Origin of the sequence: Paenibacillus silvestris (genome assembly GCF_009882985.1) — a bacterium.
GTDB classification, from domain to species: Bacteria; Bacillota; Bacilli; order Paenibacillales; family NBRC-103111; genus Paenibacillus_E; species Paenibacillus_E silvestris.
This window is the reverse complement of sequence record NZ_WTUZ01000015.1, coordinates 241940-261913: the sequence shown is the minus strand read 5'-3', so window position 1 is coordinate 261913 and position 19974 is coordinate 241940. Positions and strand designations below refer to the sequence as shown.

Here is a 19974-nt window from a genome sequence, read left to right as displayed (position 1 = left end):
CTTTTTTGTTACTTACTTGTAAAGAATTCCTTATGAAGTATCTACGGTTTTACCGTACTCTTTTTAAATTAATATAAACTATAGTTTAAACTTACACTTATAGGCTTTCTAGCATAAAATTCTTTAGCTGTACTATCCTGATAAGTAATATTAAACTCCGCCATTTTCCAAGCCGATAGTCCTGCACTAAATTCCCAAAGAGACGTATATGTCATTTTTTTTGTAATTACACCAGTTCCATTTGCTCTTATTCCAGTGGTAGGAAAACTACCTGTAGCTGAAATAGCCACAGTGTCTACAGATTCTAAAGTAAAACCACCTGAATTTACTACAGCCATAGTTTTAGACTCAATCGAGTTTATTTGTCTAAACCCACCGGAACTATAAACATTCATTTTAACTGTTAGTCTAGTAACAGCTTGTGTACCACTCGGACCATCTGTTCTATCGCTAGTAGTAGTCACTATGTAGTAATCGCCACTTGTAATGGAATTAATATTCGACTTCTTCTGCTGTTGCTTTCAATTGTTTCTCGATATGTATTTAGCAATATTCCGGTTTTTGTATCAATAACTTCAACCTTAGCAGAATCGATAGTTTCACTTCTGACTAAACTCACACTTTCAGAAAAGGGAATATCAACATACGTCAGTTTTAGTTTAACTTTTTGCGTGGAAACTACTTCTTCTGCCGATGCCTGAAAAGGTATAGATAAGACAAAACAAAGTACCGTTAAATCTATGGAAATATTGTAATTTATTAGAAATATAAAGTATTATATAGAAAATGAATGTCTATATCTGGGAGGGTGGTATACTTTGGATTTTTCAGAACTTCACCAGTTTTATAACGATATCAGTAGTAGGATTGGTAATGTAGCGGATCAAACCAGCAACCTTTCACGACAACTACAAACAGATATAACTCAATTAAAGGCAGAACTGCATACCACGAATATTTTGCTTACCCTATTTTTAATCGTGAACATTATTGGTTTAATTCTCAACTTTTTTAAAAGAGGGAAAAAATAAAACTTATTTTTATAATCAAGCATTTTATGCACGCATAGCGCCTTATTGGGCTGCATTTAAATTGAGTGAAGTATGTCTGTTCACTTAAGTAGGTGCAATCCTAATAGGGTTTTTTTATGCTTTCAATCAGGGCACCCTACCCCTAACACGAATTATCTTCAGCCGTAGTTATCCATCTTAAATCTTAGTTATATCAACACCCTACAGGATTCAGGTACTCTTAGAGATGTAAGCACAGTCATTTCTAAGTACACGGGAGGTCACATATTAGATGAAAAAATCATTCAAACAATGGATTGGCGTTGGCACGACGACTGTTATGGCAGCAGCGGTATTAGCAGGCTGCGGCAGTACAGCGAACACGGCACAGCCATCTACTGCGCCAAGCACCGGTGCTGCTGCAACCGCTAACGCAAAGCCATACGCAGGTAAAACGATCTCGCTCGTAACAGCCAACCACCCTTGGGCAGATGCCATCAAGCCTTTGCTGCCGGATTTCGAGAAGGAAACAGGCATTAAGGTGAATGTCGAAAGCTTTTTCGAGGACCAGCTCACGCAGAAGCTGACGGTTCAATTCACATCTGGCTCCGCAACGCCTGACGTTTTCATGTACCGCCCGCTTCAGGAAGGCAAGCTTTTCTATAAGAACGGTTGGGTACAACCTCTGGATGACTATGCTCAAAAAGCGAAGGATTACGATTTTAACGATTTCTCCAAATCCTCTATCGGCTCCACAACGGTCGAATCGAAGTTAGCAGGCATTCCGATTATTACGGAGCAAGAGATTCTGTACTACCGCAAAGACTTGCTGCAAAAGGCAGGCATCGCTGTACCGAAAACGTTAGATGAGCTTAATGCTGCGGTGAAAAAACTGCACGATCCGAAAAACGAGATGTACGGATTCGTTGCAAGGGGCCAGCGTTCTCCGCTTGTAACGCAAGTGTCGTCCTTCCTGTACTCGGAAGGCGCAGACTTCACGACAAGCGAGAAAGCCAGCATCAATACGCCTGAGGCGATCAAAGCTTTCACCACTTATGGCACGCTGCTCAAAGATTACGCGCCTCCAGGTGTGCTTAACATGTCCTGGCCGCAAGCCTTTGGTATTTTCGCACAAGGAAAAGTCGCGTTCCTAACAGATGCTAACTCCCTGTACCAGAACGCAACGGACCCAGCCAAGTCCAAAGTAGCGGATCAAGTCGGATTCGCTGTATTCCCTGGCGGCAAAGCAGGCTCGAAGCCTTACAGCATCACATCTTGGGGACTTGCCATGAATGCCAAATCCGGCAATAAAGATGCGACTTGGGCCTTCATCCAATGGGCAACAAGCAAAGATGTTGTGCTGAAAACACAGCAAAAAGGCAACCCTGGCGCCCGTACCTCGGTATGGGATAAACCAGAAGGCACAACCGGATTCCCTGCGGAGCTGGTTCCAATCATCAAGGAAAGCGCCAAAACAGGTGTCGACCACGACCGTCCAACGGTGATCAGTGTAGGTGAAGCTCGTGATGCGGTTGGTGAAATCGTGCAAAAGGTAATGTCCGGTGAAACCAACATAGGGCCTGTTGCAGATAAAGCTAATCAAGCGCTGCAAACAATTATCGATAAAGACAAAACGAGATAAATAGGCGTTTGAGAGGTGAAAAGGGTCATCTGATGACCCTTTTTCCTTTCATACAGCTCCATCCTATACGAACCATCAGAAAGGGTGACTTCAGGTGCAATACAGCTGGTTTAACCGCAACTTAAAATGGATTTATACCCTGCCGGCCGTCATCTTCGTCCTGCTGATGATGCTGTTTCCAATCATCTATACTGTCCGCATCAGCTTTTACGAATGGAGCATGTCCGCTACGACGCCTCCCCTTTGGGTGGGCTTATCCAACTACACGGCCTTATTAAAAGACGAGCGTTTCTGGCATGCAGCAGGCTCGACGTTTTATTTCACCTTCGCTGCACTCGCCTTGGAGGTTATCCTTGGCATCGCCATCGCTTTACTCCTATCCAGAGAATTCCGAGGGAAGAATCTCGTTAAGACAGTTTTCCTGCTCCCAATGGTCGCCACACCTGTTGCCATGGGCTTGGTCTGGATGCTGATTTATGAACCGACAATCGGCGTTGCTAACATGATGCTTAAATCGTTTGGACTCGAACCGCTGCTATGGCTGGCTTCTCCCAATCAGGTCATTCCCTCCCTCGTCATCGTAGATGTCTGGGAGTGGACGCCGATGATCGCGCTCATCATTATGGCCGGGCTCGCTACACTGCCAACAGACCCTTATGAAGCCGCAGATGTAGACGGCGCAAGCACATGGAGAAAGTTCATTTCCATCACGCTTCCACTTCTAAGACCAACAATAATCGTGGCAGCTATGCTTCGATTAATCGATGTTTTGAAAACGTTTGATATCATCTACGCAACAACCCAAGGCGGACCGAACTTCGCTTCGGAGACGCTGAATCTTTACGGCTACGTACTCGGCTTCCAATACTTTAAGCTCGGTATGGCATCGTCCTTGCTTGTCATTTTCTTCGCGCTAGTGATGGGGCTTACGTTATTTATGATTTGGATGCGCAAACGAATGGAGGGAGCCACTTCATGAAGAAAAAAAGAGGTTCAAGGTTCCTGCAAACCCTGCTCACCTTCATTGTGCTGATCGTCTTTGCATTCCCATTTGTCTGGATGCTGCTCGCTTCCTTCAAAACACAATCGCAAATTTTGTCGACAGGCCAACTATTTATTTTCAAACCAACTTTTCATAATTACGTCAGTGTATTCAAAGAATACGACTTCATCAAATTCATCTGGAACAGCTTCCTAGTCGCTTTCGGCTCAACACTGCTGTCCCTTATCCTAGGTCTTCCGGCAGCTTATGCGATTGCAAGGCATCACCTTCACAAGCTCGGGCTTCTTATTCTCGTCGCGAGGATCATTCCAGGGATTACGTTCCTGATTCCTTGGTTTATTTTATTCTCCAAAATCCACTTGGTGGACACGTATACAGCCCTCATTTTAAGCCATATGCTCGTCGGACTTCCTTTTATTATCTGGATTATGATCTCCTTCTTCGAGGCGCTGCCGACTGAAATTGAGGAGTCAGGCCTTATTGATGGCTGTACGCATCATCAGGTTTTCTTGCGAATTATTCTGCCGATCTCTGGGCCTGGTGTCATCACGGCATCTCTGCTTTCTTTTATCTTCTCGTGGAACAATTTCATGTTCTCTGTCATCCTAGCTGGGGACAAAACGAAGACGCTGCCGATCGCCGTATTTAACTTCATGTCTTATTCCGAGATTAACTGGGGCGCTCTTATGGCTGCAGCTTGCATCATCACACTTCCTGTACTAATTATCGCTCTAGTATCCCAACGTTATGTTGTTAGCGGACTTTCCGCAGGTGCTGTAAAAGGTTAATCCTAACGGGTTACCGCAGATTACATGTACGAGAGAGGTTTCCATTCATTTGGAGGACTTCTCTCGTAGGCGTATACTCTAAGTTATAACGCTTAGATGACCCGGAAGGTGATTGGGCATGCCCTATAAACTTAATATTTTTAGCAAAATCTTAATCTTGTTGATCTTACTGCTTATTCCTATTGTGCTGCTGTACAGCTATACGAACCGAATTACTAACCATGTTGTGCAGGATCAAATCCAATCATCGAACTTAAATCAGCTCTCCTTCTTCATGCATCAGCTCGATGCAGATGTGGAACGGCTTGCTATGTCCCCCGTTATTCTCGGGAGCGATCCTTATATGAGGGAATATATCAACCGGAGTGATTCGCCGGATTATGACGTGCTGAAAGAGCAATCCCGGATGATCCAGAAGCTTAGCTTACAAAGTGTCTCCAGCGGCTGGGTAAATGAACTCACGGTGGCCATTCCTAATGGAAGGCAGGTGCTTTCCTCCAGCATTTTCGTCAATGGCACGGATGTGTGGCCTTGGCATCGAGCTATTCAGCGCACTTGGACGTATGAGGTACGGGAAGGCGACAAAGGGATTGGGTCGTTCATCCGAGAAATTAGCGAGCCCATTCGCGCACAGACGGTGGATCAAGCCAATGTGCTCTATCAGGTCAGGTTCAGCGTTCAAAACATGGTAAATCTGATGGACGTGTACAAGCAGGACAAACGCAGCGATCCTTTTTTGGTGGACGGTAAGAACGCCCTGATTGTGAATAGCTCATCTAACCAGCAGATTACGAATGCCATTAGAGAGCAGCTTATTCTTGATGAGGACCTGCCTAATTCCGGCCAAATCCAGTTCGAGATCGATCGCCAGCAGTATTTGATTAGCTATGTGAAGTCCACGCAGCTAGGTTGGTATTTAGTGGATTATGTGCCTGTTGAAAAAATACTCTCACCCATTACTATGACGCGCAAATTGTTTTATATCACCATTGGTCTTCTGCTCGTGATGAGTGTGCTCGCTTCTTTCCTTCTGTACAGGAACGTGCAAATACCGATTGGCAAAATGATGCAAAGTGTGCAAAAGGTGAAGCGCGGCGATTTATCTGCCCGTATCCACTATAAGGCCAAGAATGAGTTTGATTTCCTTATTCAGCGTTTCAATGAAATGGCCGAACAAATTCAAGTACTGGTCGAAGACGTATATGCCGAGAAAATCCGGTCTCGTGAGGCAACCTTAAAGCAGCTGCAGTCGCAGATTCATCCGCACTTTCTCTATAACTCCTTGTTTTTCATTATTAATTCGGCTGAGATGGAGGACAAAGAATCTGTTGTGGCTATGGCGCAAAATTTGGCCGAATTCTACCGCTATACAACCAGGGTTGAAAAGCAAGCCGTCAAGCTGGCAGACGAGCTCGACTTGGTCGGCCACTACCTGAATATTCAGCATCTACGCATCCATCGTCTGAAATATGATATCTCGGTTCCCGCGAACATGCTGGAAGAATGGGTTCCCCGGCTGATCCTTCAGCCATTGGTGGAGAACGCTATCCTCCATGGCATTGAGCGCAGCGTAGAAGGCGACCTTATCACCATAACCGGTGAGCAGGATGAGAGCTGGAACCGCGTCATTGTTGAAGATAACGGCGCTGGACTTAACGAGGCGGGGCTAACCCGGCTGCTGGAACAGCTGCATTCACCGATGTCCGATGACATTGGCTGTGGCACTTGGAACGTCCACCACCGGCTGTATTACCAGTTCGGAGAAGGATCAGGGCTTACTTTTTATCCCGGTGAAAAAGGAGGCTTGAAGGCCATGTTAACTTGGAAGCGCAGTGCGCAGATGAACCTTCCAGAAGCTGACGGGGAGAACCGACAATGATGCAACTTTTGATCGTCGATGACGAGGCGCATGTTGTAGATCGGCTTCATGCCACCATTGATTGGGCATCCCTTGGGATTGAACAGGTGTTCAAAGCCTACTCGGGCAAAGAAGCGCTGGAGCTGCTCGAGCAATTCTCGATTGATATCGTGCTTACCGACATTCAGATGCCTGGCATATCCGGCTTGCAGCTCATTGCGGAAATCAACCGTAGATGGCAGAAAACAAAATGCATACTTCTATCGGGCTACTCCGATTTCAACTATGCCAAGGAAGCCATTCTCCAAGGAACCGAGGATTATTTGTTAAAACCCGTTACGGAACAAGATCTGCTTGCTGCTGTCGGGCGGGTCATGGAGAAGCTTCAGAACGAGTGGCAGGAGGTTTTTTCTAAGCAGCGGCTTACCTATACGGTCAAGGAAAATCTCCCTCTGCTGCGGGGGAACTTACTGAGCGACCTCCTTCAGGGGCGTAAACTCACTGAGCACTCCCTGCGGGACAAAATGCAGATGCTGGAGCTTCCGGATTTCCACGAACATCCCTGCGTGCTGATGATGATTCGGCTTGAGTCGGATTTTCTGGAGTACGATCTGAGCCGCCTATCCCTTATGGAGTATGCCATTAGCAACATGGTCGAGGAGTTGTTCGCGGAGAAATTTGATAGCTGGCACACGAAAGATGCACATGATTATTTGATTTTTGTGATGAAAAAGAAGCCGTTGGCCGCGGGTCAAGAGGACTCCTCCTGGCTTGAACGAACCGCCTCCGTGCTGCAATCAGCGGTAAAAAACTACTTAAAGGGGAAAATCTCCATTCTGCTAAGCAGTTGGGGGCTATTTCCGAGCGAAATTACAACCCTGTACAATGCCTCTTTGAGCGCTTTTCGCAAGCAAATTGGCAGCGAGCATGAACTGTTGATACGACTCGGGGACGAATCCGTCCAACCAGAGCTCTCAGCGCTCCAAAGATTGTATGAACCGCCTACACTCAATCATCTTCTGGAAGCCGCCCGCTGGGAGGATACGGAGGATAAGCTGACTCTGATTTTCGACGAAATGGAAACGAAATTCTCCGAGTCTCAGGAGCATTTGCTGGAGGTTTACTTCTCTGTAGCGTCTGCTTTTGCTTATATTGCTCACAAAAATGGCCGCCCTCTGCACCAGCTCATCGGCGGAGATTACGACCGAATGACCGAAGGTATCCCCTTTCGCACGGTCAACCAGCTGCGTGAATGGACGATTCGTTCCTTGCATCGGATGCGGGAAGACATGGATCAGGAGCGGAAAAACAGCAGAGTCACCCTGATCAATGACATCAGGTCCTTTATTGATCAGCGTCTAGCCAGCGATGTCTCGCTGCAATCCATTGCCGATCATGTTTTTTTGCACCCCGTGTACGTGTCCAAAATCTATAAGCTGGAAACCGGTGATAACCTCAGCGATTATGTCAACCGCGTGCGCATGGATCGAGCCGCCTATCTGCTGAAGAACGGTCACGACAAAATATACGAAATCGCTACACAGCTCGGATACCAGCGTCCCCACTCCTTCAACCATGCTTTCAAAAAACATTACGGCATGACCCCGCAGGAGTATCGTGATCAATACTCATAGCGCTTTTTCCACCCGTGCAGGAGGAAGTCAGGTTGCACTTAGCGAAATTCAGAAGGGGAATTATAAAGCGATTACAACTCATGCCGAGCAGCTGATGGCGGCAGTAAACCAGTAAGACATTCTATGGTTTGGGAGAGGAAATTTACCATGAAGATTACGAAGTTAGAACTGTTTAAGGTGCCGCCAAGATGGTTGTTTTTGAAAATCGAAACGGATGAAGGCATTACGGGTTGGGGCGAGCCGATTGTAGAAGGGAAAGCGGATACAGTCGCAGCCGCTGTTATGGAAATGAGCGAGCAAATCATCGGCAAGGATCCGATGCGGATTGAAGACATGTTTCAAATCCTGTACCGCGGCGGCTTCTATCGCGGAGGGCCTATCTTGACAAGCGCGATCTCCGGCATCGAGCAGGCACTGTGGGATATTAAGGGGAAATTCTACAATGCCCCTATCTATGATTTGCTTGGCGGTGCGTGCCGTGAGCGCACTCGCGTTTATTCCTGGATCGGCGGCGACCGTCCGAGCGACGTTGGGCTGGCGGCCAAACAGCAGGTAGCCGCAGGGTTTACTGCCGTGAAGATGAATGCCACGGAGGAAATGCACTACATCGACTCGCTCAGCAAGGTGGACGAGGCTATCGCTCGTATTGCCGCTGTCCGTGAGGCGGTTGGCCGAGATGTTGGCATCGGCATTGACTTCCACGGGCGCATCCATAAGTCCATGGCCAAAATCCTCGTCAAAGAACTGGAGCCGTACCGTCCGATGTTCATTGAGGAGCCTGTTTTGCCGGAAAATAATGAGGCGCTTCGGGAGATCGCCCGCCACACCTCATGCCCGATCGCAACCGGCGAGCGGATGTACACACGCTGGGGCTTCAAAGATCTGTTGGCGCAGGGCTATGTAGACATTATCCAGCCCGATCTTTCCCATGCCGGAGGCATTCTGGAGACTCGCAAAATTGCCGCGATGGCGGAAGCCTACGATGTTGCCGTTGCGCCGCATTGCCCGTTAGGCCCTATTGCTCTGGCCTCCTGCTTGCAGCTGGACACTTGCTCCCCGAACGCTTTCATTCAGGAGCAAAGCTTGGGCATTCACTATAATCAGGGCAGTGACCTGCTTGATTATTTGAAGGACCCAGCGGTGTTCCAATATGAAGACGGCTTCGTCAAAAACCTAACCGCCCCAGGTCTCGGCATCGAGATCAACGAGGACAAGGTTCGTGAAATGGCGGCTATCGGGCACAACTGGAAAAATCCCGTTTGGCGCCAAGCCGATGGTACGGTGGCTGAGTGGTAGGTTTCAGTTTCTAGCATAGCGTGAAAAGTATAATAAGGCTGTTTCCGAAGGTCTAAAAGACCGGTGGGACAGCCTTTTTTTGTGATCTAGCATGATACAGTCACTCTTCTGTAACGGACTCAGCAGCCGTTATTCTGCCAAATTCAGCAGATTTCACGGCGCTAACGGACTGAAGAGGCGCTATTTATGGATTCTGCAGCTGTTTTTTGCATTTTCATAGCCAATAGCGGTTCGTGAGTCCGTTAGATGCTACTTCTACCCTAAAAATGGCAGATAACGTCCTCTCAGTCCGTTAGCCGATTGCATGACAATCGAACACATCCATTTGTTCTCGGGGGATGTTCTAACAGAATATCAAAAAACGGAGCCACGCAAAGTTTGCGGGCTCCGTTTTTGATGCTAAGGATTATTTCAATTCTGCAATGAATCTCTCCACTTCACCATTCGGTGTAGTCACCGATTCGTAGACTCTGATGGAGACATTATTTTGAATCTGGTTTTGGGTCAGATTATTGAAGCTTAGCGATTGGGTGCCGCTCACTAACCGATTGGTTCCGGTGAATGGGAACGAGCTCGAACCCAACGAACTTCCAAACCCATCAATCAATTCAAATTTCAATTTGGAGAAGTTATTGTCTATGATTACTTCAGGATCACGAGTGAAATCCAAATCCATATTTAGTTTATACGTATAAGATATTGACGGAGTCGTCATCATCAGCTGAGTTAATGTCCAGTTTTTGATATTCAGCTTGAATGGATACAAGGAGACATTGTTATGATCATTTTCACTTTGCGTGCTGACCGTGTAGCTGGCAATGGTAGATTTATAAGCAGAAGAACCATTAGCCGGTTGTCCTTGTGAAGCTCCTGAAAGGACTCCCTGCACGTTCATTGTGTACTGTTCACTTTGGTCAGTCGATGGAATCATATAGCCATAGCTGACTACGACACCTGTTCCAGGAGCAATATCCGAAGTACCCATGGTTTGACGGCTTCCTGTATAGGTGTTACCATCTTTCCCTGCCAAGTCCGCGGCAAAAGCTGGTACTGGAATGGGTTTATCGCCTTTATTGATTAGTTTGAACTTAGCTAATCCTGTTTTATTTCCGGTTTCTTTATTATTGGTTACATGCAATTCTTCCAGCGATACAGCCAGATTGGGATTGATGAACTCATTTCCTTGCTGGAATACCATCGGTGTACCAAAAGTATAATTGCCTCCAGAAGGGACTGTGCTTGCATCTGTTCCTCCATTAGCCGGAAGCCCGAATCCAATGCGACCTGTATAATATTGAATCGGTGTAGTCTGGCCTTGTTTCAAGAAGCTTTCAGGCGTAAGAACGTAGAAGGCCTTCAATTGCGTATTGGTATCTGTCGTAACCGCAAAATGAATATATTTCTGCTCGCCGGCATTAAGGCTTATCGGAGATTCTTCAACTCTTTTGCCAATATAAGATTGTCCATCTGATTTCCCGCTAAGTGTAAAGTCTGGAATGGTTTCCGCATAGCTTCCTGAATTCTGGACTTTCACCTGTACGATATACGTTGGCGATTGCCCAGTGAACTGCTTGGACATACTTGCGGCCGAATATTTCAGAGATGAAGTCACGCCTGGAATAGAGAAGGAAGCTCCCCACTGCCCCATGAGCGCAGCGTCATTGATCACAGCATCGTTACCGCGCCATACAATGGATCCAACGGGGGAATCCGCAAGCAGCGTCTCCTGCTTAGGATATACTTTTGTATTCACATCGATCCAAAGAACATCTGTTAAACTTACTTCTGACTTTACATTAATATCGGTCATATAACTAAGCGTCACATCACTCTGTGGCAGAATCGAACGAGCGTTGCTTGCGCTTGGCAATAGCGTGTAATCTGTGCCATCTGACGTTTTGACACGAAGTTCGTAATCGGGAATGCGTATCGTCGAGTTGGATGAATTCGTCAGCTTGACGACGGTTCCGACTCTCCAGCCATCCGTTGTTTTCTCCTGCAGGACACTCTTGACTTGAGCCTGCGAACCGCCTGGGAGGCTGTAGGCTTTCAAATCTTCTGCATGGATTTCCGAATGCTGTCCGGAAGACGTATTCCCAGGTACAACTAGCTGCTTAGCTGCATAAGAGGAAGTAACCAGCAGATCGCGTGTCGCAGGTTGGATGCCCCCGAATGTACCGTCAGCCTGGTTCCCTAGCAAGTTCAGTTGAATAGCCAGAGCTGCGTACCCCTTGGCCCAACTCGAGACGGTGCTATCATTTACCTCTGTAGTTCCTTTAGCTTCTGCATCCTTGTTCAATCCCCGAATGAGGAATGCAGCCAGCTGTTCTTTCGTTACTTCGCCTGCAGGGTTGTATGTGCCTTCACCAAAGCCATCGGTAAGATTAGCAGCTTTCAGTGCTTCGATATAAGGCAGCGCATAGCCGTTAGCTGGATCTGAGCTGCTCACGTCGCTGAAACTGGATACCTGCAAAGTTGATTCCACCTTCAATCCGAAGATTAAAGCCGCCACTTTGGCGAATTGCGCACGATTCATTTTATCATGAAGGCCAAAAACGCCATTGCTTACTCCATCAAAGATACCAGCAGAAATCATCGCATCAAACTTAAGTTTCGTTCCCGCGTCAAGCTGGTTTAAATCACTGAAATCCGCAGAGGATTTCGCGGCTGTCGCACCTAGAGATACAGATGAAAACAAAGTAAGGGCCATAGCTGTGCTCACGATAACGGATAATTTTTTCTTCATTTTCGTACTCCTCTCAAAATTTACTCTTTCACTTCGGTTGGTGCTTTTTTTCTCTGGATAAAGAAAAGGACGAAAGGTATACATATGAAAGCAGGAATCGCAGAAATATAAAAAGTGTCAGCGATGGACCTGACCAATGATTCCTTTTGCATAAATCCTGCTAGATACGTGGCTGCAGTTCCTGAAGCTGTTGTCATATCCACCGACCAGGAATAAATCGAGCCTGAAAGCATGGATATCGTACTATTGGCTGAAACTGAATCAACAGGCACACTATCGCTGATATGTTGATAGTGAGTAATCTGACGATTGCTCATAAGGGCCGTAAAGATGGCAATTCCCAGGGAACCAGCAACCTGGCGAACTACGTTGGATAGCGGCGAGGCGTTACCAACCTGCTGTGGAGATACCGCACGCATCCCCGCAGTGGTGAGCGGCATCATACAAAGCCCAATACCAATACCGCGAATGGTTAATACGGTATTTAGCCAATGGTTAGGCGTATCCGCCGTGAGATGATGCAGATCGAGTGTCGTGACACCAAGGATGGTAAGACCCGTGATACACAAGGGGACAATCCCGAATTTATCGGCCAGCTTTCCACTTATGGGCATCATGAGCGCCATCGCTATGGATTGAGGCATCATGAGAAGTCCCGTCTGCATCGCTGTGAGCCCTTGGATATTTTGCAAATATAAAGGGGTCAGGAACGTGCCGCCCATCATCCCCATCATGACCAGGCTCCCTGCAATAACACTAATCGCAAACTTTAAATTTTTAAAAAGCTTCAAATCGAGCACAGGCTGCTCGACCCCGAGCTCCACCCAAATCAGGAGTAGCAGGCTGAAGAAGGCAACAAACAGCAAACTAATGATGAATAAAGACGTCCATCCTTGCTGCTGCCCTTTACTTAGTGCGAGTAGCAGGCTTCCAAAGAAGAGCATGGACAGAATGGCCCCGGTCAAGTCGAACTTTAATCCTTCTCTTCTCGGAGAATCTTTCAGCAGGACCTTCCCAAGTATGACGGCAAGAATCCCAATAGGTATATTGATGAAAAAGAGCAATCTCCAGCTGAAATTTTGGATCAGATAGCCACCAAACGTTGGCCCGAGTGCAGGGGCACACATCGCCGCTACGCCCCACAAGCCAATCGCTGTACCGGTCTTCTCCCGGGGAAACGTGGTATAAATAATTGACATCCCGATTGGCATAATAAACCCGCCGGCAAAACCTTGGATAATCCGGAACAAGATCATCGTACTAGAACTCCAAGCCAGTCCGCACACCACGGAAAATAAGGTAAACCCAGCTACAGAGTAAATAAATATATTTTTATTTCCGAATTTGGCACCGAGAAAGCCGCTCATCGGAATAACTATCGCAGATGCCAGGGTATATCCCGTAATGACCCACTGCATCGTATTGATATCCGAGCCGAATACGGCAACGAACTTGTTCATGGCCACATTCATTAAGCTGCTGTTCAAAACGGCAACGAAGGTCCCCATGACGATGGCGATAAGCGACAGCCACATTTTGCCGGAGCCTTCTGATTCTTGTTGTTTTACTGCCGATGCATCGGCCATAGCTGCGCCTCCTATTCGGCTTTTACCTTCGTGCCTTCAGCAATCTTGTCTGCAGGGTTCACGACGATTTGTTCATTAGCCTTTAATTTATCGGTAGGCAGCACGTACAACCAATCCTGGTTTTTCTCCTCTGTTTTCACTTCAACGAGGTGGGCTGTATTGTCGCTTACTGTGAACAAATATTCTTTTTGATCTTTTTTAATAACTGCGCTTTTCGGAACTTCCAGACGGCTCTCCTGAGCTGCATTCAATTTAACTTCTGCCACCATACCTGCAAAAAGCGAACCGTCTTTATTGTCTACTTTCACTTTGACAGGGAAGGTATTGCTGTTCGCGTTAGCAACTGGACTTACGAAGAATATCTCGCCTTTAAAGGTTTGATTCGGCAAGTTTTGAATGGCAACATCTACCTGCATGCCCGCCTTCACTTGCGTAATTTGGCTATCGGATACACTCAGTTCCACTTGTACTTGATCCATGTTCACAAGCGAGAGGATCTGTACACCAGGTTGAGCGAGTTCACCCACCGAAATGCTTTTTTTAACAATAAGTCCGTCGATTGGCGCGGTAATTGTAGCGTTGCTCAAACCGCTGCTGGCAAGTTCTAAGCCTGCATTCAAACGGTCAACATCTGCCTGAAGGGCTGAAATCGTGTTATCCGTTGGCCCGACTTTGGCTAATTGCAACTTAGCTTCTGCTCCTTGCAGCTGGGCTTGAGCCGCTTTTTGCGCACCTTGTGCTTGTTCAGAGCCAGCTTTCGCCTTCTCATATTCAAGGGTACCTTTATCCAAATCTTCCTGAGTCACACCGGAATTACTGTCGTATGCATTTCTTAAACGATTATAAGTGCTTGTAGCCAGATCTAATCCAGCTTTGGCTTGCTCCACAGCCGCGGTTGCTTGTTGATAAGCACCTTGAGCTGCGCTGACTGCGCTTTGGAGACCTTGAATTTCCTGTGAACGGGCGCCGGCCTTCGTATCAACAAGTTTCGCTTGCGCTGCAAGAAGGCCAGATTCAGCTTGCTTCACTTGCTGCGTCAGATCACTTGTTTCCAGTTGAACCAGCACATCGCCTTGTTTGACTTTGCTTCCTTCTTGCACATTCACACTGGCAACTTTACCAGCTACTTTGGAGACAATTTTGATATCCTGATCGGGAATAACTTTCCCGCTTAATCCTGCAGATGCAGGTTGTCCCACTTTAATAACTTGGACCGGAACGGCTGTGGAATCCGCTTGTCCGGAGACCTTGGCGCCACATCCAGGAAGGATGGCAATAGCTGCAAATATGAGAATCGCTGGAACGATTAATTGATTTCGTTTACTCATCGTCGACTAACTCCTCTTGTTTTAGTTGCCCTTCAAATGAATTTTGATCGAAGTGCTTATTCCGGGTGACAAATCAAGCCCTTGGTTATCATCGATCGAGATTTTGATAGGAATACGTTGGGTTACTTTCGTAAAATTCCCGCTAGTATTGGTAGAAGGAAGCAGCGAAAAGGTCGATGCTGTAGCCTTACTAATTTCTTTCACTTTGCCTAGCAGCACTTTGCCTGGAATATTGTCCAAATTGATTTCTACGACTTCGCCTTCCTTGACCTTATGAATCTCTGTTTCCTCGACATTAGCAGATACATACAATTTGTTCGTATCTACAACCATCGCTACGGTTTGACCTGGCGAGGAGACTTCTCCGGTTTTGACCAATGTTTTAATGACAGTCCCTTCAATTGGTGACCGAAGGGCCGCTTGATCCAGGCTGCTTGTGGGCAAATTATTGTTGTCTTGCTGCCCAATGATCTGATCAGCCAGCACATGATCACCTTCGTTAACCTGCAACGAAGTGACTTTCCCGGTTATTCGCGGCATTACTTTGTAGATGTCTCCGGCCAGTCTGGAATCATCTGTAGAAAGATAGTTTTGGCCTTCATACCAGAAATAACCGCCGATTCCTCCACCGACGACGACCAAAGCTGTCAATATGACATACAACATTACTTTACGCTTCATGATTTCTCCTCAACCTTCTTTTCCAAATGTCTTGTAATCAAATCGAAAGAACTATGAATGGTCACTAATTCTTCTTCTGAGAATCCATTTAAAAATTTAGAATAATTGCTTTCTTGAAAAAAAGAGTTATCCTCAAACTTTGCTCGCTTTTTCTCAGACATATAAATCCAAGTCACGCGGCGATCCACTTCGTCTTTCACACGTTCAATCCAACCATCGCGTTCAAGCCGATCTATGATACCCGAGACGGTGCTGTAGGATAAATCAACAGCGTCGACAATCTGCCCGATCGTCTTAGGCTCCTTCTTAATTTGATACAACGTCATGAATTGGGGAGGTGTTAAACCCAAACAATTAATTCTTCTCGTTAATGACTCTTTATGGTATCTCGTCAATTGCCTCAAAAGTTTAGCAATGTTCGTCTCAAGATACATCCACACACCTCATTTCACACAAATAGATTTGAAGAGTCGCATTGACTCCCCCAAAAACAAGTTGTATCATAAAACTACATTGTTGTATTATACAACTTCATGGTGGGTTGTCAATATTCAATTCCAGCCTCTTTTGCAGATTTAAAATTACAGTGGGGTATGTTACCATAGTTCATATAGCTAATGAGGTGAAAAAGTATGAAAATAGATGCATTGGAAACCATAGAACTTGAAATGGCCATATTTGTTCGCCGCCTCACATCCTTGTCATCTGACAAAAAATTCGGTAATATCGATCGCTCCGCTTATCTTCTGTTACACCAAATCTCGGCCCATGGCTGCGCTGGCGTGAAAGCATTAGCGGATGTCTTCCAATTGGATATCTCCACTGTCAGTAGACAAACAGCCTCACTAGAGCAGAAGGAATATGTGTACAGAATACCTGACCCACAAGATCGAAGAGCCTACAGCTTACAGATAACGGATTTGGGGAAACATGAATTAGATGAGTATAAAAAGGCAAGGTCTGTCCGATTTAAGGAAGTGTTAAAAGAGTGGTCAGATGACGAATGCCAAACATTCGCACAATTATTAAGAAAATTCAACCTTACGATTAATGAAGGTCGTACAAAAGAGGCCAACAAATCCTAGTCAGGCCCCAAAAAAAAGAGGTCCACCAGAATAATCCGGTGACCTCATATCATGCGAATTTTTTATTAATCAAACATGTCCATTTGCTGTGGTGGCGATGGCAGCTCTTTCTGCTCCAAACCCAAAAGGTTCATCAGTTGCAAAGCATTAGAAGCAGCATCCCCACCAGAATTATTATTAAAAATCACACAAACCTCGTTTGTTTCCTTCTCTAATCCCAATAGATGTTCTCTCCACTCAAGTAATTCATCCTTATTGTAGCGGTAGAGGTATCGTACTTCTCGCCAATTCGTTGCCCCATTCGATGTCCAGCCCGAATGATTTCTACCATGAAAACGAACAATTGTTAGATTTTTATTCGTTGGTTTTAAGATTGTTGGGACCGATCCTGGAAAAACTTGAGGCTCATCACAGATGCTATGAATCCAGCCTTCTTCAGCCATATAGGATATTGTTTTATCTTCCATTTCAGCACTAAACCAACTCTGATGACGAAATTCGAGGGCTACAGGAATATTACCCATCCTCTCCTTGGCTGCTCGCAACAATTTCACATTCTCACGATTGCAATCAAACCAAGGCGGGTACTGGAAAAGGACTGCTTTTAATTTACTAGCTTCAATAACAGGCTGTATAGATTCAATAAAATTCCGGAACATTTCTTCTGTTTCTGCATCGGAATAATGCTGCCGCGTATGTCCCGTCATGCCCTGATAAGCTTTGATCAGAAACGAGAAATGACTTGAAGTGTCTTCAACCCATTTCTGATATAAACTGGCTTTGTGAATGGCGTAATAAGAGCTGTCCACTTCAACAACTGAAAAGTATTTGCTGTATGCTTTTAGCTTTTCTTGCGCTCTAACTCCTGTTTGATATAACTCATCATGGTCTCCCCAACCAGCAAGCCCGATTGCTATCATCTTTCCACCACTCTTTATAAAGATATTACTCTTACTATATTTTATCGGCATATATTTATAAATCGAAACTTTTGAATCTGGTAGTTTTCCATAAATTAAAAATGATCATAAATGAATAATGATATAATCTTATTAAACTAATTCCTTTATACAATAATTGGACCGCCGTACGTTTAGGAAGGGACGGTGAAACCAGACGATGCTGCGGAAATGGTTTACTTTGATGCTGAAAATCTTACTCGTGGTGGTCATTTTGTATTTCGCCAATAGAAGCTTAGCGCTAAAGCCCGTGGACTTGGTAACCTATCTCATGGATGCAGATTATCGTTTTTATGTGTCTATGGTCCTTTTCACCGTATTTTTAATGCTGCAAGCTAGTATTTGGGTGCTCATTGTTAATGCCGTCGGAGCAAAAACCGGCAGCGATACAAAACTAGATGTATTATCAGGTTTGCTTATTTTTATTAACTCGCAATTCGCCAAGTACATACCAGGCGGCTTCTGGAACTATGCAGGCCGCATCGTGCTCGCCACTAGGGCAGGGGTATCGCTAGCTGCACAGTTTGCAGCTATTGTTTACGAAAACGTTCTCTTGGTGTCCGCTGCGCTTTCGTATGCTCTTCTACTTGCTTTTAGCCTAGACGTTGTGTCAGTTCCTATTTGCCTATTCATTGGTGCTATTGCGGGCACGGTATTTATATATTATTCAAGTATAACGGCTTGGATAAGCCGAATATTCGTCCAAGTCTCTCGGTGGAAGTTGCTCGTAAGGTTGCTACAGCGAATGACGAATTCAGCCTACTTGCCACCGAATAAAAGTTCGGGAGCCATCTTGTCTCGCAATGAATTTTTCGGTTATTTTCTTTGTTTTCTAGGCAGCCATTTCGTGATGGGGATTGCTTTCTGGATGTTGTCAAACAGTTTCGGGGCTGGCCAAATCGGCATTTTCTATGCGGCTGGTACTTTCGCCACCTCTTGGCTGCTCGGATTATTAAGTCCGCTTCCAGGCGGGCTTGGTGTGAGGGAGGGCTTCTTGGTTTACTTTTTATCGCATAAGCTAGGTACGGAGGCCGCACTGCACATTTCGATCATAGCACGGTTATGGAACATGATGGCTGAAATCACATTCTGGACCTTCATTCAAACGGCCAATAGACTAGCTCGAAAGGTGAGAAACTATGAATCGTAAAAAAGTCGTACTTGTTGCTGGTGTCTTCCCTCCTGGGATTGGTGGTATGCAAAGCTATTACTATAACCTGTCCAAACATACGAAACATGAGATTACGGTTCTCGCTCCTGAGTATCCGGGCAGTGAAGCTTTCGATGGTAAACAATCTTTTCGCACGGTGCGTGGGGCGTTCATGCGCAATGAGCGCGCACACATTTTGAGCTGGGGGCGACTTTTCCGGCACGTAAGAAGAATGATGCTGGTGGAAGAACCTGATGTCACGGTCTACGGATATGTACTTATCGGTTTCATCGGTCTGCTGTTTCGTGTATTCGGAAAGCGCCGTTACGTGATTTCCACACATGGTATGGATATGCTGATGTTTCGTCGGTTTTTCGGCTTAAATCAGATCGTGAAGTTCATATTGGTTCATGCCGACGGCGTACTGACCAATAGTATTTTCACCAAGAAGTTGGTAGAAAATTATGGGGTAAATCCTTCTCGTATTCGTCTTGTGCATCCTGGCGTGGAGGCCGTGTTTAATCAAAGATCTGCCAATGCAGAGCTGATTGAGCGGTATGGACTCGAAGATAAGTACGTCATATTATCGGTTGGCCGACTTGTCATGAGGAAGGGGCAGGATCGCGTCATCGAGGCTATGCCCGAAATCCTCAAGCAGATTCCCAACGCAGTGTACGTTATTGTCGGAGATGGTCCCGATCGCGCACGACTTGAACAGCTAGTACGGAAGAATCGCGTCGCCGACTCAGTTAAGTTCATTGGCAGTATCAGTGGAAGTGACATTATGAATGAGTATTACAGTCTGGCAGACCAGTTTATTATGGTGTGTCGAGAGCTGGAGAAAGGGGATGCCGAAGGGTTCGGAATCGTCTACTTGGAAGCAGCCTCGGCGGGAGTGCCCGTGATAGCCGGAAGGTCTGGCGGAGCTTTGGAAGCGGTGCTGGATGGGGTGACAGGGCTGCTCGTTAATCCAGATTCACATGGTGAAATTGTAGAGAGTGTCGTCCTATTGGCAAAGGATCAGGCGCTTAGAGAACGTCTAGTAACAGATGGCTATAAACGTGCGAAGACAAAGTTCCAGTATGAAGCGCTCGCAGAAACGTTCGATCAATACGTGGAAGAGCTGTGCACAAGCCCTCGTGCGAACAGCAAGTTTGTCAGGAAACGGCCTCGTGTGAAGCAGGATGTGCGTTAGAGGTTACAAAAAA

Annotated in this window: 17 protein-coding genes; 10 read left to right on the top strand and 7 right to left on the bottom strand. The window is 46.0% G+C overall.

Annotated elements, in window-relative coordinates; translation table 11 throughout:
- Window positions 1–68: 68 nt before the first annotated feature.
- Window positions 69–464 carry a hypothetical protein gene (locus tag GQF01_RS12410; protein WP_161407059.1) on the bottom strand — a complete coding sequence of 132 codons (396 nt, stop codon included), beginning with the start codon at window positions 462–464 and terminating at the stop codon, window positions 69–71.
- Window positions 465–818: 354 nt separating this feature from the next.
- On the opposite strand from GQF01_RS12410, the gene GQF01_RS12405 reads away from it, so the two are divergent.
- From GQF01_RS12405 to dgoD, 7 genes are all read left to right on the top strand, one after another.
- Window positions 819–1031 (top strand): hypothetical protein, encoded by a 213-nt coding sequence (locus tag GQF01_RS12405; RefSeq protein ID WP_161407058.1) that lies wholly within the window; start codon window positions 819–821, stop codon window positions 1029–1031.
- A 271-nt stretch (window positions 1032–1302) separates the two neighbouring features.
- A complete protein-coding gene (locus GQF01_RS12400; RefSeq protein ID WP_161407057.1) occupies window positions 1303–2652 on the top strand; it encodes an ABC transporter substrate-binding protein in 1350 nt (449 codons plus the stop codon).
- Window positions 2653–2746: 94 nt separating this feature from the next.
- On the top strand, window positions 2747–3631 hold the full coding sequence (locus GQF01_RS12395) for a carbohydrate ABC transporter permease (protein ID WP_161407056.1): 885 nt from the start codon (window positions 2747–2749) through the stop codon (window positions 3629–3631).
- Entirely contained in the window at window positions 3628–4443 is an 816-nt protein-coding gene (locus tag GQF01_RS12390; RefSeq protein ID WP_161407055.1) for a carbohydrate ABC transporter permease, read from the top strand. The genes GQF01_RS12395 and GQF01_RS12390 overlap by 4 nt, the downstream gene beginning before the upstream one ends.
- 118 nt (window positions 4444–4561) lie before the next feature.
- Window positions 4562–6322, top strand: coding sequence for a sensor histidine kinase (locus GQF01_RS12385; protein WP_161407054.1), 1761 nt, complete (start codon window positions 4562–4564; stop codon window positions 6320–6322).
- The gene (locus GQF01_RS12380) at window positions 6319–7935 is read left to right on the top strand and encodes a response regulator (RefSeq protein ID WP_161407053.1); all 1617 of its coding nucleotides are present in this window, start codon (window positions 6319–6321) and stop codon (window positions 7933–7935) included. Before GQF01_RS12385 ends, GQF01_RS12380 begins: the two co-directional genes overlap by 4 nt.
- Before the next feature lie 147 nt (window positions 7936–8082).
- Window positions 8083–9231, top strand: coding sequence for a galactonate dehydratase (gene dgoD / locus GQF01_RS12375; RefSeq protein WP_161407052.1), 1149 nt, complete (start codon window positions 8083–8085; stop codon window positions 9229–9231).
- Window positions 9232–9637: 406 nt separating this feature from the next.
- Here the strand turns inward: dgoD and GQF01_RS12370 are convergent, their stop codons facing one another.
- The 5 genes from GQF01_RS12370 to GQF01_RS12350 are packed head-to-tail and all read right to left on the bottom strand — an operon-like array spanning window position 9638 to window position 16006.
- The gene (locus tag GQF01_RS12370; RefSeq protein WP_161407051.1) at window positions 9638–11977 is read right to left on the bottom strand and encodes an S-layer homology domain-containing protein; all 2340 of its coding nucleotides are present in this window, start codon (window positions 11975–11977) and stop codon (window positions 9638–9640) included.
- 20 nt (window positions 11978–11997) lie between these two features.
- Window positions 11998–13563, bottom strand: a complete 1566-nt coding sequence (locus GQF01_RS12365; RefSeq protein WP_161407050.1) for a DHA2 family efflux MFS transporter permease subunit — start codon at window positions 13561–13563, stop codon at window positions 11998–12000.
- An 11-nt stretch (window positions 13564–13574) separates the two neighbouring features.
- Window positions 13575–14891, bottom strand: coding sequence for an efflux RND transporter periplasmic adaptor subunit (locus GQF01_RS12360; RefSeq protein WP_161407049.1), 1317 nt, complete (start codon window positions 14889–14891; stop codon window positions 13575–13577).
- Between the two features lie 21 nt (window positions 14892–14912).
- Window positions 14913–15572 (bottom strand): efflux RND transporter periplasmic adaptor subunit, encoded by a 660-nt coding sequence (locus tag GQF01_RS12355; RefSeq protein ID WP_161407048.1) that lies wholly within the window; start codon window positions 15570–15572, stop codon window positions 14913–14915.
- On the bottom strand, window positions 15569–16006 hold the full coding sequence (locus tag GQF01_RS12350) for a MarR family winged helix-turn-helix transcriptional regulator (RefSeq protein ID WP_202556284.1): 438 nt from the start codon (window positions 16004–16006) through the stop codon (window positions 15569–15571). Before GQF01_RS12350 ends, GQF01_RS12355 begins: the two co-directional genes overlap by 4 nt.
- 198 nt (window positions 16007–16204) lie before the next feature.
- Here GQF01_RS12350 and GQF01_RS12345 point away from each other — a divergent pair, with 198 nt between their 5' ends.
- Window positions 16205–16657 (top strand): MarR family winged helix-turn-helix transcriptional regulator, encoded by a 453-nt coding sequence (locus GQF01_RS12345; protein ID WP_161407046.1) that lies wholly within the window; start codon window positions 16205–16207, stop codon window positions 16655–16657.
- A gap of 65 nt (window positions 16658–16722) precedes the next feature.
- On the opposite strand, the gene GQF01_RS12340 is transcribed toward GQF01_RS12345, so the two are convergent.
- Window positions 16723–17577 (bottom strand): DUF72 domain-containing protein, encoded by an 855-nt coding sequence (locus GQF01_RS12340; RefSeq protein WP_161407045.1) that lies wholly within the window; start codon window positions 17575–17577, stop codon window positions 16723–16725.
- 223 nt (window positions 17578–17800) lie between these two features.
- Here GQF01_RS12340 and GQF01_RS12335 point away from each other — a divergent pair, with 223 nt between their 5' ends.
- Window positions 17801–18766 (top strand): lysylphosphatidylglycerol synthase domain-containing protein, encoded by a 966-nt coding sequence (locus GQF01_RS12335; RefSeq protein WP_235959478.1) that lies wholly within the window; start codon window positions 17801–17803, stop codon window positions 18764–18766.
- Window positions 18756–19961 carry a glycosyltransferase family 4 protein gene (locus tag GQF01_RS12330; protein WP_161407043.1) on the top strand — a complete coding sequence of 402 codons (1206 nt, stop codon included), beginning with the start codon at window positions 18756–18758 and terminating at the stop codon, window positions 19959–19961. Before GQF01_RS12335 ends, GQF01_RS12330 begins: the two co-directional genes overlap by 11 nt.
- Window positions 19962–19974 lie beyond the last annotated feature (13 nt).